Here is a 13,044-nt window from a genome sequence, read left to right as displayed (position 1 = left end):
CGACTCCGGAACTGACGGTTGAGCCGACTCCGGAACTGACGGTTGAGCCGACTCCGGAACTGACGGTTGAGCCGACTCCGGAACTGACGGTTGAGCCGACTCAGGAACCAACCCCTGAACCGACGGTGGAGCCGACTCAGGAACCAACCCCTGAACCGACGGTGGAGCCGACTCAGGAACCAACCCCTGAACCGACGGTGGAGCCTACGGCTGAGCCGAGCGCTGAGCCGGAAGACGGCCAAGACGGGTCTGAATTCCAGGTCGCCATGACACAAGAGGAAGGCGGATTCTTTGCGAATTACACCTTCGATATCAATGGAGCTTCAGAAAGCGATCCCATAAGTTTCGAGGTGCGGCTCAACTGGCTTTGGCTGGATAACATGACCTACGAGGGGAATTGCGTTTCTTCGCACGTAAGAGCCAATTCATTCAGGCTTACCTGCGAAGGCCCCGCGACGTTAAAGTTGAAGCAGTTCTACCTGCTTGGGGACCGGACTATCGCATTTGAGAGCCGAGGGAACTCGAAGGAGAGGTTCGAATTCGAGATTCCAGGACTCTAGGCGCAGTCCGGCAGTCCGGCTGTCCTGCAACGGCCATTCCATGCCCAGGCGGAATGCGCGCCGCGGCTAGGATCGACACATGACAGAAAATTGTGCTCCTGAGCTGCCTCCCGTCGATGCAGAAGCTGCTGAACAGATGTGGTTTGAGTATCTGGCGAGCAAAGGGATTCCGCGGGCCGATGCACCGCACCATGTCGCCGAATCCTTCGGGGACCATCCCGCGCTTGCTGATGAGCTTTTGAATGAAATGCTGCACGGAACCAAGCGAGCGACTTCGTCTCTGGCTAGCGACTACGTCTATTACAACGAACGTGTCCCGCAACCTGAAGACCACTGCATTGTTTGCGATGGACAAGGGCAGCCGCGGGCGATTTTGCGAGTGCTCTCCGTCGAGCGCTCCTCGTTCTTCGAGGTAGACGCGCAGTTTGCCGCGGCCGAGGGCGAAGGGGATCTCTCGCTGGAATACTGGCGCGCAGAACATGAAAAATTCTGGCGCCGTACGCAGAAATCAATGGGAATTGATTGGAAACCTGAAGACACCGGCAAAGCCGGGGGAGAGCTGGTTTTGGAACGCTTTGAAATTTGCTGGCCACAGGAGTATGCCGACTAGCCGGTCGAACTTCGTCACGCTGGCCTGCGGTCGAGAACGCGCGGGCGTAGGGTGGAGACAGAGGGTTTCCCGTGAAAGAAGCCCGGAATAGAAAGGTTGAACATGTCGATTGTCGTCATCAATGCTCTATCGGTTCCCGGCGAAGCTGGACCGGAACTGGAGAAGCGTTTTGCTGCTCGCAAGCATTCGGTGGATTCTTCACCGGGGTTCGAAGGGTTCAAGTTGCTGCGTCCGGTCAATGGTGGAGACAAGTACTTCGTGTACACCCAGTGGGCAACCCGCGAGGACTTCGAGAACTGGCGTACCCAGCGCGCTGATGCGGCCCATGCTGGCAGCGATGCCAAGAAGCCAGTGGCCACTGGCGCTGAACTTCTGGAATTCGAGATCGTCGAACTCTAGGCATTCCAGTACGCAGGAAAACGTCTCGATGCCATCGTGGTATCGGGGCGTTGCCTGCATCCAGGGCCTTTTGCCTACCCGGGCATTTTGAATCGGCGCCGTGCGGAATCGGCCAGCAACGCAGCACCCAAGGCGATGCAAAGCAGTGCGCCGATCAAGAAGGTCATGTTGATACCTTCGGGACTGGCCTCGCCATTGAACCCAGGGTGGGTGGCGATAATGGCGGCGGAAATCGCCGTGCCGAAGGAGGACCCCACGGTACGCAGCACCTGGTTGAAACTCACCGAGCTGCCTAGCTCCTTGGTCGCTACGCTGCGGGCGATCAATGCCGGCATGGCCGCATAGCTTGCGCCCATGCCGATGCCGAAGACCAGCATGCTCAGCAAGATCTCCCAGAGCGCCGAGTGGAGCAGCCAGAGCATGGTGCCTGCTGCGGCCATGATGATCGCTCCAATGGGAAGCATGACCTGGATGCCAACGCGTTTGGCAAGTATGCGCACCACGCGGTTGGCAGCCAAGCTGCCGACCGAGAGCGGGAAGATGACAAATCCTGCCCAGAAGACCGGCAGGCTCAGCCCGTAGCCAGTTGCCGCATCTGCCTGGGCTACCAGTGATGATACGGACATGCCGATATACAGTGCGGCGCCCAAGGCGATGGCCGAGATATTGGCCAAGAGGACTTCGCCCTGCTTGAGCGTGCGCAGATTAATCAGCGGGTGGCCAAGGCTGTTTTCCACCCTCACCCAGATGATCAGCACGATGACCGAGAAAGCGCCCAAAGCAAGGGCGGCAGGTGAAGCCCAGCCCCACTTGGGCCCCTCGGATATGGCCAGCAGCAGGGAGGTGAGCCCCAGGGCAAGCAAGCCGGAGCCGGTGTAGTCGAAGGGGCGTTGCTCGGCCTGGGGATCGGGGCCGGCCGGAACAACTTTCCACACCACGCAGATGGTGGCCAGCACGAATAGCGCACCGAACCAGAACGCGTAGGAGTAGTCGAAAATGCCAGCGATGATGCCGGTCAGTGGATAGCCGATGCCGATTCCGGAAGCAACCGTCACTGACAAGGTGGAGATGGTGTTCTGCACGTGCTCGGGCGCTGCATAGCGCCTGGCGATGGCGATGGTGACTGGAACAATGCCGTAGGACAATCCCTGGAGCACGCGTCCGGCAAGGAACACGCCAAAGCTCGGTGCGGACGCTGCCATGACAGAGCCTACGAACATGGCCGCCAGCGAGACGAGCAGCAGCCGCTTCTTATGCGGTCCATCGCTGAGGCGTCCCATGATGGGTGTTGCCACGGCGCCGGCCAGCAGATTCACGGTGAGCATCCACTGGGCGGCGGCAATATCGACATTGAACCGCAAGGAAATCGAGGGGACCAGCAGCATGCCCAGCGAGGAGACGATTGCCGTGGCCAGCGCGGCGAAGACCAGCGTGGGCACCAGCGGGCTCTGGTTGGATGCGTTGCGGCTCATGGGCGGACCGCGGTATTGATTTTCTTGAGCGCGGGCAAGGCGGAGCGGATCAGGGAACGGTCCTCCTCGCTCAGGTTCTCGCCCATGGCTTGGAGCAGCGCGGTCCGGCCGAGCAGGATTTCCTGGTCCAGCTTTTGGCGGCCGTCATCGGTGAGCTGGAACCAGAGCTTGCGGCGGTCGGCCTCGTCCCGGTGCCGCTCGATCAGTCCGAGGCCTTCCAATTCCTTGGTCGTCAGCGAGATGGCCTGCTGGCTGACCCCGATGGCCTGGCTCATCCGGGCGGCACTGGCCCGGCCTTCGGTGGCCAAGGTGTGCAGGATTCCCAGTTTGCCCGGGGAGATGGATCGTGCCGTGCGTATCAGGCTCAGCAATGGCGAAAGCACCTCGAGCATTTGCTGGGGAAGGTCTGCGGGCTCGGGATCAATTTCCATAGCTATAGAATACAATTAACTTGTACAAGCTTCTTGTGGAATGCTCGTGAGGCTGCACACTGCCCCGATCCATCGGGCGCATGAAAGCAGCCCTCGTCCGCATCTGCACGAGATGCGGGCGAGGGCTGCCATGGCTTTCCCCGCTAGTGCGCGGGCGGCTCCTCCTTCGCCTTGACCGCCAGCACCGGGCAATCGGCCTCGATGAGGATGCGCTGGGCAATGCTGCCCATGAGCAGCTTGCCAACGCGCGACCGTTTGCGCAGACCCAAGACGATCAACGTGGCCGTGTGCTCCTGCTCAGCTTGGAGGACGAAATCGGCGGCGTCGTGGACAGTGCCGGTTTGCGGCAGGATCTGCAACGGAACCCCGAGATCCAGCAGGGCATCAAGGTCGATGCCCAGGTGCTCCTCGGAAATCGGCTCCTTGTCCAGGTTCGCAATCAGCAAGTGGTCTTGGGCCTTGTGGGCTTCGGCCAGTCCGCGCCGTATGGCCAGTCGGCCCGCGGGCGTATCGCTGTAGCAAGCGATTATTGCCATGGTGTTCTCCTAGTGGATTTCGGGATCAGAGCCAGGTGGCCAGCAGGCCTTGGGGCAGGTTGATGGGAAGCAGGGACGGCAAGGCCAGCATCAGGATGAATAGCACCGCCGTGTAGATCATCGTGGTCTTCAACTTGGCGCGGGCCACGATGAGCAGGAAGGCCGGCACGAAGATCGAGATGGCTGCGAGGTATCCCACCAGCGAGGTGAGGATGAGGAACCCCGCCATCCAGCTGAAGGTCCGCAATGCAAAGGCCGCGTCGCTGGTCCATTTAGGTCCCCAAGCGGAACGAATGCCAGCGTCCGCTGCAGTGGTTCCCGCCGGATATCCGGCGGACGGAGTGGCGCCGTCATCTGGAATGATGCCCGGTTGCCGGGGTGCCGCCGTAGCCTGGACGGCGCCGGTAGGCGCAGGCCCTGCGGTCACGGGAACCGCATCTGCTGGCGCGGTGAGGTAGGCAGAGGCCGGGATGGCCACCTGCCGGTCCGCGGCCATTGCGGCCTTGCAGGTGCGCAGCTCAAGGACCAGCAAGATTGCGGACAAGATGACCCCGACCCAGCCGACCAGTTGCGGGACAAGTTTCGCATCCGGGGAGTAACTCGAGGAGAGCAGCAACGACCCGGCGAAGACCACCAGCAGCACCGCGGCAGCGGCTAGCGACCACACCGAGTTCTTCAGCGGCGCTTCGGCATCCGGAGCGCTGTCCGACTTCGGATCATCATCGGCACTCAGCTTGCGGCGGGCACGGAACCACTTGAAGACGTTCCAGAGGATCGGCAGCACGAGCACGGCGATGAACACCATGGTTCCCGGACGCAGCATCCACTCGAAGCCCTCGTAGAGGCTATCGGTCAGGAAGTAGTAGCGCTCCATCGGGATCGCCAGCACGAAACCGATGAGGAAGGGGGCTCGCGGGAATCCGGTGGACTTCAGTACCCACCCGGCCACGCCCAGCAGCACCATGACCCACAGGTCGCCCAGTTGCCCGCCGTCCTGGAAGGAGCCCAGGAGCATGATGACTACCAGGCCGGCGGCCAGCACGGAGAACGGAACTTTGGTCAGCGAAGACAGCGGGCGCACGGTCATGAAGCAGAACAGGGCACCGAGCACCGAAGCAATGGCGAAGGCCCAGATGATCATGTACATCAGATCAAGGTGTTCGTTGATAATGCTCGGACCTGGCTGGATGCCGTAGGTCAGCAGCATGCCCAGCAGCATGGCCGAAGGCACGCCGCCTGGAATGCCGAAGAGGAAGGTGGGGATCAAGTCGCCGGCTTCCACCGAGTTATTGGCGCTTTCCGGACCGACGATGCCACGCGGGTCGCCTTTGCCGAACTTGCGCTTGTCCTTGGCGGTGGCCACGGCCTGGCCGTAGGCCAACCAGGTGCCAGCGGTGGCACCCACGCCTGGCAGCACACCGGCCCAGATGCCGATCAACCCGCCGCGCAGGACCTGGGACCAATGGCCCAGCCATTCGCGGATTCCCGATCCCCAGCCACCGGTGACTTCCACGGACTGCTTGTCGCCGCGGCGCTGGCTGGCACGCGAGGCGATCTCGGCCAGTCCGAAGACGCCCAGGGCTACTGCCACCAGCGACAGCCCGTCGCCAAGGAACAGCGATCCGAAGGTGAAGCGCTCCTCGGCGGTGGTCGGCGCGGTGCCGATCATGCCCACCAGCAGGCCGGCCAGGCCGGCGGTCAGCCCCTTGATCACATTGCCGCGCGAGAGCACTGCGGCCAATGCGACGCCCAGCACCGTGAGCATGAACAGCTCAGGGCTGGCGAAGGAGAGTACCAAGGGCCGGGCCAGCGGGATGGCCAGGGTCAGGCCAACAGCGCCGATCAGCCCTCCGGCCATCGAGGAGAGGAAAGCCAGCGACAGGGCGCGCTTGGTTTGGCCCTTGCGCGCCATGGCGTAGCCATCGAGCATGGTGACCGATGCCGAGGCGGAGCCTGGGGCTCCGAGCAGCACTGCGGACACGGTGTCCGAGGTGTGCACCACCGCCAGCGCGCCGATCAGCAGGGCCAGCGCGGAGGCAGGTTCCATCCCGAAGGTGACGGGCAGCAGGATCGCGACGGCAGCAGTGCCGCCCAATCCTGGAATCAGGCCCATGACCAGGCCTGAGATTACGCCGATGAGCAGCATGAGCAGCATGCTCGGATCGGCCAGCGAGGCCAATGCGGCCAGTGCGGAATCCAGCATTGTGGTGCCTCCTTAATCTAGTTCGATGCCGTAGGAGTCCTTGAGCAGTGCGGTGACATAGCCCTTGGTCTCATCGGTCACGGTGTAAGCGTCTTTGACGCGTTGGGAGAGGTTCTCATCTGCCACGATCGGGTACCCGCCGAGCACCTCAGCGGCCTTGTCGTTGAATTCCTTGTCGTCCGAGAGCTCATGGGCGGAATCGCGCAACAGGTTCACTGCTTCATCCGGTGCGTCCTTCGGAGCCCACAAACCCTTCTGATAGGTATAAGTCAGGCCCAGCAGGGTCTTGTAGGCCTCGAACTTCGGACCGCTGGGCTCCTTGCCATGCAGGTCCCGGTATACCTCCACCACGGTGGGGGCCTCCGGGAAGTTCGGATCCCGCACGATCTTGCCGTGGCCATCGAGCTGGCCGAAGGACATCAGCACCGTGGCCGAACCTTCCTTGGCGATTGGCTCCACGGCGGACTGGTACGAGGAGGTGGTTGTGTAATCGATGTCCACCTCGCCGCGTTGCAGCGCCAAGTTCACCGGTCCGCGGCCTTCGAAGCCGAAGGTCGCCGAGATATCGGCTTCCAGCAGATCGAAGGCAACCAGCGTGGTCAAGTCCAGACCCGTGGCGGAAATGCCGCCGAAGACCAGTGGCTTCTTGCGGTCGACAAGATCCTTGGGAGTTTTGACCCCGGCGGCGGTGCGAGCATAGATCACGCCGCCGGTGCCGTTGACCAGCACTGGTTCGAGGTCTTCGAAGGAATACTTCACCACGTGGCGGTCCAGTACCCACGGCACCACCGTGGTGGCGGTGCTGACCAGCAGCTCGGTGCCATCGTCGGCGGCCGAGGAAGCGAAGCGGTTGCTGCCGGTGATGCCCTCGCCGCCAGCCTCATTGATCGGGGCGAAGCCTGGTTCCCCTGGAATGCTGTGGACCAGTTCCTGGCCCACGAAGCGGGCCCAGGTGTCGGTGCCGCCACCCTCGGCCAGCGGTATGACCATTTCCACGGTCTCGCCGGCGTAATCGCCGTCGGTGGTGGTCGCCGGGGGATTCAGCAGCCCGCCGCCAACCAGGGTGGCCCCGAGCCCCAGTGCGGCGAATACCGCTACCGAGGCGAAGACCGTGCGGCGCTTGTGCGCCGGCGGGTCATCGAGCAGCTGCGCGGAATCCGGGTCGAGCAGGGGTTCGCCTGCCAGCACGGCTGTGGATGGGGATCCGGGCAGGGCGACCGGGTCGAAGCTCAGCTGCGCCTCGGCCAGCTCCCGGGCGGTGCGCGTGGTCCCGACCGCGGTCCTGCCCTCGATCTGGCGCTGCCAGGTCTGGATCTGCCCCGCCGGGGTCTGCATGTGAAGCACCTCGCCGGGGGGCGTGGGCAGCAGGTTGGCAATGGAGGTGCCAGGCTGGCGTGCGGCCATGGTCAGCCCGACGCTGCCGGTGATGGCCAGTGCTGGATGCGGTGCGCCCATGGAGAGCATCATGACGCTGAAATCGTCGTCGCCGCCAGCGGCTGGAGCCTGGACGATGGCCAGCTTGGGGATAGCCCGCTGGGCGGACTCGGCGCTACTGGCCAGGCCCATCTCCACGGCGCCGGCCCGGCGGATCCGGTCCAGCCGATCGGAATCGGCCAGCGCCAGAGCGGGCCAGGCGGAGAAGTCCGCGGCATCCAGGCCCGCCTGGGCCGCGGTGATGATGACCATCGGCGCTCCGGCATCGATCAGCGTGGCGTCAGCCTCGAAGCCGGGGTGCGAACCGATGCCGGCGACCTGCAGCGTGCTTAGGCGATCGCCGGCCGGGAAGAGCGCTCCGGTGGTGCCACCGGCCGGATCCAGGAATCCGATCTCCACGGCTTGCCCGGGGAAAGGCACCCCGGGAATGAACGCAGTGGACTGTGTTCCGTCCAGGACCATGCGCTCGACGAGCAACTGGCCGGTGTTGGTATTGCGGATATGCGCGGTGGCCAGGCCGTCTTCGGCATCGATCCAGCCGTGCTTCAGTGCATAGGGGGCGATGACCGCCGAGCAGTTTCCGCAGTTGCTGCCCCAATCCACCACGGCCTGGTCGATGCCCACCTGGGCAAAGGTGTAGTCGATATCCACGCCCGGTTGCTCGCTGGGGCTGAGGATGACGGCCTTGCTCGTCGTCGAGGTACCGCCGCCGACACCGTCTATTTGGCGCGGGTCGGGGGAGCCGAAGAGGCGCAGCAATACCTCGTCGACTGTGAAGCCGGGAACTTCGAGCGCACTTCGCTCGAAGACCCAGCATTTGCTGGTACCTCCGCGCATCCAAGTGGCCTTAACCATGTGTTTCATTGGACATACCCAATCTATCGAGAACGCAGTGCCCGCGTTAGATGTGATGCCGAGCACTATTGCCTTGTATTGATGATGGGGGAGTTAAGTCTTTATTAGTAGTTACATCTAGTGCAATAAGCTGAAGTTATGCTTAATTCCGCGTTCGCACTGGGGTAATGCGATGACAAGCGCGGTGGATTCGTCCAATGCTGGGAGTGAATTTCTCCCAAACATCCACCAGAATCCAGCAAATGTGCGCTTGATGCAATATATTGAAGTTCTACTGCAAGGAGGAATCATGCTCGATGCCAAGAGGTTGCAGATACTGCTTTCCGTCGTCGAAGGCGGTTCGGTTACTGCGGCCGCGGACGAACTGTTCTACACCCCGTCTGGGGTTTCGCAGCAGCTGCGCAAGCTCGAAGAGGAAGTGGGGCAGCCGCTGCTGCAGCGCCATGCCCGGGGCATGGTTCCCACCGATGCCGGCCATGTGCTGGCCGGACATGCGCGCGCCATCTTGCAGCAGATGGACGCGGCCATGGCGGATCTGGACCAGCTTGCCGGGTTGAAGAGCGGAAGCCTGAGTCTGGGAACCTTCCCCACGCTGGGTAGTTCCTTCATGCCGCTGGTCATCAGCCGCTTCCGCAAGATGTATCCATCCATCAAGCTCGATGTGCGAAGCACCCGCCTGCAAGAACTCATTGGCCTGCTTGCCAGAGGAGAAATCTCCATGGGCTTGCTATGGGAATACGAGTGGATGCGGCTCAAGCGCGACGATTTCGAGCTGACTACGCTGTTCACCGAGCCTACTGTGCTTGTAGTAGGCACCGAGCATCCGCTGGCGCAGTTCGAGGAGGTGGATATGGCGGCTACCTCCCACGAGCAGTGGATCGTTCGCGCCAATGAGCATCCGGTCGCGGAGCTGCTCGAGCGCACCTGCAATGCCGCCGGATTCTCCCCGAAGATCTCCTTCCAGGCCAATGACTACCAAGAAGCGCAGGCCATGGTTTCCGTGGGTCTGGGTGTTGCCCTGGCTCCGAAATCCGCGGTGATGAACCACCATCCGGGTGTCAAGATCCTTTCGCTGGGGCAGGCGGCCGTCTCGCGCAGCGTGGTCCTGGCCCAGCGCCGGGACCGCGTGCGCGCCCCGGCGGAAAATGCCTTCCAGACCCTGCTGGTCGACATGGGCAAGACCTGGATGGACTAGCGGCGATCCTGTCGCATGGCGCTTGGGGCCGGGGTATTCCGGGCGGCAGAAAACCCTTGACCGGCGTTCGGTAGGTGCTCTAGGCTTCAAGATAACCTGATATACCAGTCGGATACCAAGGGGTTCCGGCGGCCTGGACCGTGGTCCTGCGCGCCGGAAATCCCGCCGAACGGTGCAGGGATCAACTTCCATGCGTCCCGAACGAGGGGAAACCCCATTGATCTCCAATGAAACTGTCAGCAGCTACCTTGAGCGGCTTGCCTCGGGCGCCCCGACGCCAGGAGGGGGCGCGGCCGCGGGCCTGCATGCGGCGCAGGCCGCGGCATTGGTGTCCATGGTTGCCGAATTCACTTCCGGACCGCGGTACGCGGACGTCCAGGAGCAGGCCCAGCAGATTTCCGAGCATGCCCGGCTGCTGATGCGCCAGGGGCTCTTCGCCGCTCAGGAAGACGAAAGGCTGTTCGGCGCCCTGGGTGCCGCGTACAAGCTGCCCAAGGAAAGCAGCGAGCAGAAGTCGGAGCGCAGCGCGGCCATTCAAAACGCCACCATCGCCGCCGCCGCACCGCTGGCCTCTACCGTCGAGGCCTCCATTGAGGTCATCAAGCTGGGCCAGCGCCTGCTGCCCATTGGCAACCGATCGGTTCTCAGCGACGTGGCCGCCGCGGCCGAAGCTGCCCGGGCGGCCTTGGCTACCGCGCTGGCCACCTTGGAAATGAACATCTGCTCAATCAAGGACATCGCCCAGCGCGACCGGCTGGTCCAGGCCGCCAGCCAGGCCAGCGAGGCGATCGCCCACGCCGACGAGCTCAGCGCGCACGCCCGTGCGGTGGTGGCAGCATGACGGCACGCAATCTAGCCGGGCAGCCGGTGGCTGAAGCGATCCGCGCCCGCACCGCAGAACTGGTGGTGCGCATGGCCAGCGAGGGCACCAGTGTCCGGATCGCGGTCGTGCTGGCCACCGATAACGAGGCCACCGCCTGGTATGTGCGCTCGATCGAACGGGCCGCCGCGCAGCTCGGGGTGGACTGCCAGGTCGTGGACCTGACCGGGTCCGGCCAGGAGCAGCTGTCCGAAGCGATCACCGCCTTGAACGAGGACAGTTCGGTGCACGGAATCATCTTGCAGACCCCGTTGCCGCCAGGGGTGGATGCCGCGGCGCTGGTGGCGCTGATTGACCCGGCCAAGGACATTGACGGGGCCAATCCGCTGAGCCTGGGACGGCTCAGTGTCGGCCAGCCGGCCTTCGCCCCGGCTACCGCACGCTCGGTCATCGAGATCCTGGAGCACTACCGGATCCCGCTGTCCGGGCAGCATGTCGCGGTGGTCGGGCGCTCTGCGGTGGTGGGCAAGCCGTTGGCCCAGCTGCTGCTGCAGCGCGATGCCACGGTGAGCATCTGCCATTCGAGGACCGCCGATCTGGCCCATTTCACGAAGTCCGCCTCGGTGGTCGTCATGGCCGTGGGCAAGGCGAACCTGCTCACCGGCAATGACGCGCAGGAAAGCACTGTGGTGATCGATGTCGGAACCAACGTCAACGCCGAAGGAAAGCTGGTGGGGGACGTCCATGCGGCATCGGTGCGTCCGCTGGTACGGGCCCTGAGTCCGGTTCCCGGCGGCGTGGGCACGGTGACGACGGCGTTGCTGGTCCTGCATGCCGCGCAGGCCGCGGCGGCAAGCCAGCAGGCGGCCCCGGCGAAGGGAGCGCACATGGCCGGACGCCGGTAGCTGGCTGGCCGGTGTTCCGGGTTCCGCTGCGGGCAAGCCAGCAGGCGGCGGAACCCTCAATGCCGGAACCGCAATTGCCATGGCGAAGCGAACCACGGGCACGGTGCACGCCGGCGGGGACATGAACTGGGATCTGCCGCCGGCCAGGTGCACCACGTGCCGCCGCCGCATCATCGATTGGGAGGTTGATGATGCGGCGGCTTTCCCATGGGTGCTGTTCCGCGGCGGGCGGGGAAGGTTCTCTGGCAGGGATTCAGCGCTAGGAGGCACAGTTGCTCCCAGCGCGCACTGGCTTCGATTCAATTCCCTGATCCCTTCGCCCAGTTACCGGCAGCCGCGCCGGATCATCGGAGCGCAGCTGCCTAGGCGGTGGTTTCCAGCGGCCGCTGGGTCCGTCGGAAGGCAGCGCCCCAGGAGTCGTTCGCATTCTTCATGCCGGGGCACGACGGGATGATGTGCGCTACGGCGGTGTGGTTCCAGAACCTGACGCGCAATTCGACGATCAGCGTCGAGGCAAGCTGCTCGAACAAGTCACCCATGGTGAGACCTGCCGCAGAGACCCGGACTTTCTTGAGTGCAGGCTGCGGGGTGGTGATATGCAGTATCCGCAGTTCCGAGGCCAGCGGGTCGAGCATTGCCACCAGGGCCGCACGTCCATGGATCGAGACCATTCCCATGGCGTCATCTGCTGATTCTGTGGCCCGAGTCATCACGATGGGCATTCCGGGAACCCATCCGTACTGCGACAGATGCGTTTTGCCCTCGCGCGTCGCGAGGAAATCCGCGACCCTGAGCGCGGTTTGGGTTCTAGCGATGCGACCTGCCATTTCAGTTACTTCCTTTTCTTGCGCTGGATAAGAAAACAAGCAAGCTCGAAGGAATCGCCACCCGAGGGCGGATTCCTTCACTGGCCGAGGGGCTAAATCAACGTCAGGTTCGCGTGGGCACCTCGGGGATCCTTCGAGGTGGCGGGGATGGGCTCGGTCAATGGCTGGTCCAGCCAATCCAAGGTGGGCGAGCAGCCCTTCAACCCAGCGGTTGCGGGAGCATGGATTTCCCTGCCGGCAACGGCGAAGTGGAGGTTTCGCACCTCGAACTGGATGCCGAGAGACCTTTCCATTTGCGGAAGCAACGTGTCGTTCACGTAGAGCATGATCATTGGGACATGCTCTTCGCCCGTAGCGGTGCAGGCCAGATTCACGATGAGCTCATTCGGGAATCCGGAAATGCTGCAGAAGGCGGAGTGGACTGCATCCTTCTCTTGGCACAGCCGGGTTGCCAGCGCGGCGACATGGCTGATCCGGGTGTCCCAGGCTGAGCTGTGAACCGGACTTGCCTCTGCGGGAACTGCCAAGGAATCACTCATCATCTGCTCCGCTGTGTTGAGTTGCTTCATCGCCTAATGTAATTAGAAAGGCTAACTATTAGATAGGCTACATGTATTCTCTCCAAATGGACAAGCTGGTTTTTCCCGGACGCGGCTAGAAGGCCAGTGAGGCCAGTGAGTCCAGAGAGCGCTACGGCCGCTATCGGCAGGGCATCCCTATTAAGAGGCATGAATGCATGGCGTACCGCCTCGGCGTGCAGGCAGCCACGCAGGTTAACGACGACAGGCCGGGGGGCC

Annotated in this window: 13 protein-coding genes; 6 read left to right on the top strand and 7 right to left on the bottom strand. The window is 63.2% G+C overall.

Going from position 1 to position 13,044, the window contains the following annotated elements; all coding sequences use genetic code 11:
• From ACNPM8_RS12025 to ACNPM8_RS12015, 3 genes are all read left to right on the top strand, one after another.
• On the top strand, positions 1–560 hold a 560-nt coding region (locus tag ACNPM8_RS12025), incomplete at its 5' end, for a hypothetical protein (protein ID WP_448939915.1).
• Positions 561–639: 79 nt separating this feature from the next.
• Complete coding sequence (locus tag ACNPM8_RS12020; protein ID WP_359199260.1) at positions 640–1,170, top strand: ASCH domain-containing protein; 531 nt, start codon at positions 640–642, stop codon at positions 1,168–1,170.
• Positions 1,171–1,272: 102 nt separating this feature from the next.
• Positions 1,273–1,569, top strand: a complete 297-nt coding sequence (locus ACNPM8_RS12015; protein ID WP_359199263.1) for an antibiotic biosynthesis monooxygenase family protein — start codon at positions 1,273–1,275, stop codon at positions 1,567–1,569.
• 74 nt (positions 1,570–1,643) lie between these two features.
• Here the strand turns inward: ACNPM8_RS12015 and ACNPM8_RS12010 are convergent, their stop codons facing one another.
• From ACNPM8_RS12010 to ACNPM8_RS11990, 5 genes are all read right to left on the bottom strand, one after another.
• Complete coding sequence (locus ACNPM8_RS12010; protein ID WP_448939914.1) at positions 1,644–3,041, bottom strand: MFS transporter; 1,398 nt, start codon at positions 3,039–3,041, stop codon at positions 1,644–1,646.
• Complete coding sequence (locus ACNPM8_RS12005; RefSeq protein ID WP_105658912.1) at positions 3,038–3,472, bottom strand: MarR family winged helix-turn-helix transcriptional regulator; 435 nt, start codon at positions 3,470–3,472, stop codon at positions 3,038–3,040. Before ACNPM8_RS12005 ends, ACNPM8_RS12010 begins: the two co-directional genes overlap by 4 nt.
• 143 nt (positions 3,473–3,615) lie before the next feature.
• On the bottom strand, positions 3,616–4,008 hold the full coding sequence (locus ACNPM8_RS12000; RefSeq protein WP_448939913.1) for a universal stress protein: 393 nt from the start codon (positions 4,006–4,008) through the stop codon (positions 3,616–3,618).
• Between the two features lie 25 nt (positions 4,009–4,033).
• Positions 4,034–6,211, bottom strand: coding sequence for a tripartite tricarboxylate transporter permease (locus ACNPM8_RS11995; RefSeq protein WP_448939912.1), 2,178 nt, complete (start codon positions 6,209–6,211; stop codon positions 4,034–4,036).
• A 12-nt stretch (positions 6,212–6,223) separates the two neighbouring features.
• On the bottom strand, positions 6,224–8,500 hold the full coding sequence (locus ACNPM8_RS11990) for a PrpF domain-containing protein (protein WP_448939911.1): 2,277 nt from the start codon (positions 8,498–8,500) through the stop codon (positions 6,224–6,226).
• Between the two features lie 289 nt (positions 8,501–8,789).
• Here ACNPM8_RS11990 and ACNPM8_RS11985 point away from each other — a divergent pair, with 289 nt between their 5' ends.
• From ACNPM8_RS11985 to ACNPM8_RS11975, 3 genes are all read left to right on the top strand, one after another.
• Entirely contained in the window at positions 8,790–9,695 is a 906-nt protein-coding gene (locus tag ACNPM8_RS11985) for a LysR family transcriptional regulator (RefSeq protein ID WP_359199279.1), read from the top strand.
• A gap of 190 nt (positions 9,696–9,885) precedes the next feature.
• A complete protein-coding gene (locus ACNPM8_RS11980; protein WP_448939910.1) occupies positions 9,886–10,536 on the top strand; it encodes a cyclodeaminase/cyclohydrolase family protein in 651 nt (216 codons plus the stop codon).
• Positions 10,533–11,420 carry a bifunctional 5,10-methylenetetrahydrofolate dehydrogenase/5,10-methenyltetrahydrofolate cyclohydrolase gene (locus ACNPM8_RS11975; RefSeq protein WP_448939909.1) on the top strand — a complete coding sequence of 296 codons (888 nt, stop codon included), beginning with the start codon at positions 10,533–10,535 and terminating at the stop codon, positions 11,418–11,420. The genes ACNPM8_RS11980 and ACNPM8_RS11975 overlap by 4 nt, the downstream gene beginning before the upstream one ends.
• Before the next feature lie 362 nt (positions 11,421–11,782).
• On the opposite strand, the gene ACNPM8_RS11970 is transcribed toward ACNPM8_RS11975, so the two are convergent.
• Positions 11,783–12,247 carry a hypothetical protein gene (locus tag ACNPM8_RS11970; RefSeq protein ID WP_448939908.1) on the bottom strand — a complete coding sequence of 155 codons (465 nt, stop codon included), beginning with the start codon at positions 12,245–12,247 and terminating at the stop codon, positions 11,783–11,785.
• 92 nt (positions 12,248–12,339) lie between these two features.
• Positions 12,340–12,816 (bottom strand): hypothetical protein, encoded by a 477-nt coding sequence (locus ACNPM8_RS11965; protein ID WP_448939907.1) that lies wholly within the window; start codon positions 12,814–12,816, stop codon positions 12,340–12,342.
• Between the last annotated feature and the right edge of the window lie 228 nt (positions 12,817–13,044).

The sequence above is a fragment of the Glutamicibacter sp. AGC46 genome (genome assembly GCF_053543715.1).
The sequence above is the reverse complement of the archived record's forward strand: the minus strand, read 5'-3'. Positions and strand labels throughout refer to the sequence as shown.

Coding starts and splice junctions, on each gene's coding strand:
- ACNPM8_RS12020 (WP_359199260.1), top strand. CDS start 640: ATGACAGAAAATTGTGCTCCTGAGCTGCCTCCCGTCGATGCAGAAGCT.
- ACNPM8_RS12015 (WP_359199263.1), top strand. CDS start 1,273: ATGTCGATTGTCGTCATCAATGCTCTATCGGTTCCCGGCGAAGCTGGA.
- ACNPM8_RS12010 (WP_448939914.1), bottom strand. CDS start 3,041: ATGAGCCGCAACGCATCCAACCAGAGCCCGCTGGTGCCCACGCTGGTC.
- ACNPM8_RS12005 (WP_105658912.1), bottom strand. CDS start 3,472: ATGGAAATTGATCCCGAGCCCGCAGACCTTCCCCAGCAAATGCTCGAG.
- ACNPM8_RS12000 (WP_448939913.1), bottom strand. CDS start 4,008: ATGGCAATAATCGCTTGCTACAGCGATACGCCCGCGGGCCGACTGGCC.
- ACNPM8_RS11995 (WP_448939912.1), bottom strand. CDS start 6,211: ATGCTGGATTCCGCACTGGCCGCATTGGCCTCGCTGGCCGATCCGAGC.
- ACNPM8_RS11990 (WP_448939911.1), bottom strand. CDS start 8,500: ATGGTTAAGGCCACTTGGATGCGCGGAGGTACCAGCAAATGCTGGGTC.
- ACNPM8_RS11985 (WP_359199279.1), top strand. CDS start 8,790: ATGCTCGATGCCAAGAGGTTGCAGATACTGCTTTCCGTCGTCGAAGGC.
- ACNPM8_RS11980 (WP_448939910.1), top strand. CDS start 9,886: ATGCGTCCCGAACGAGGGGAAACCCCATTGATCTCCAATGAAACTGTC.
- ACNPM8_RS11975 (WP_448939909.1), top strand. CDS start 10,533: ATGACGGCACGCAATCTAGCCGGGCAGCCGGTGGCTGAAGCGATCCGC.
- ACNPM8_RS11970 (WP_448939908.1), bottom strand. CDS start 12,247: ATGGCAGGTCGCATCGCTAGAACCCAAACCGCGCTCAGGGTCGCGGAT.
- ACNPM8_RS11965 (WP_448939907.1), bottom strand. CDS start 12,816: ATGAAGCAACTCAACACAGCGGAGCAGATGATGAGTGATTCCTTGGCA.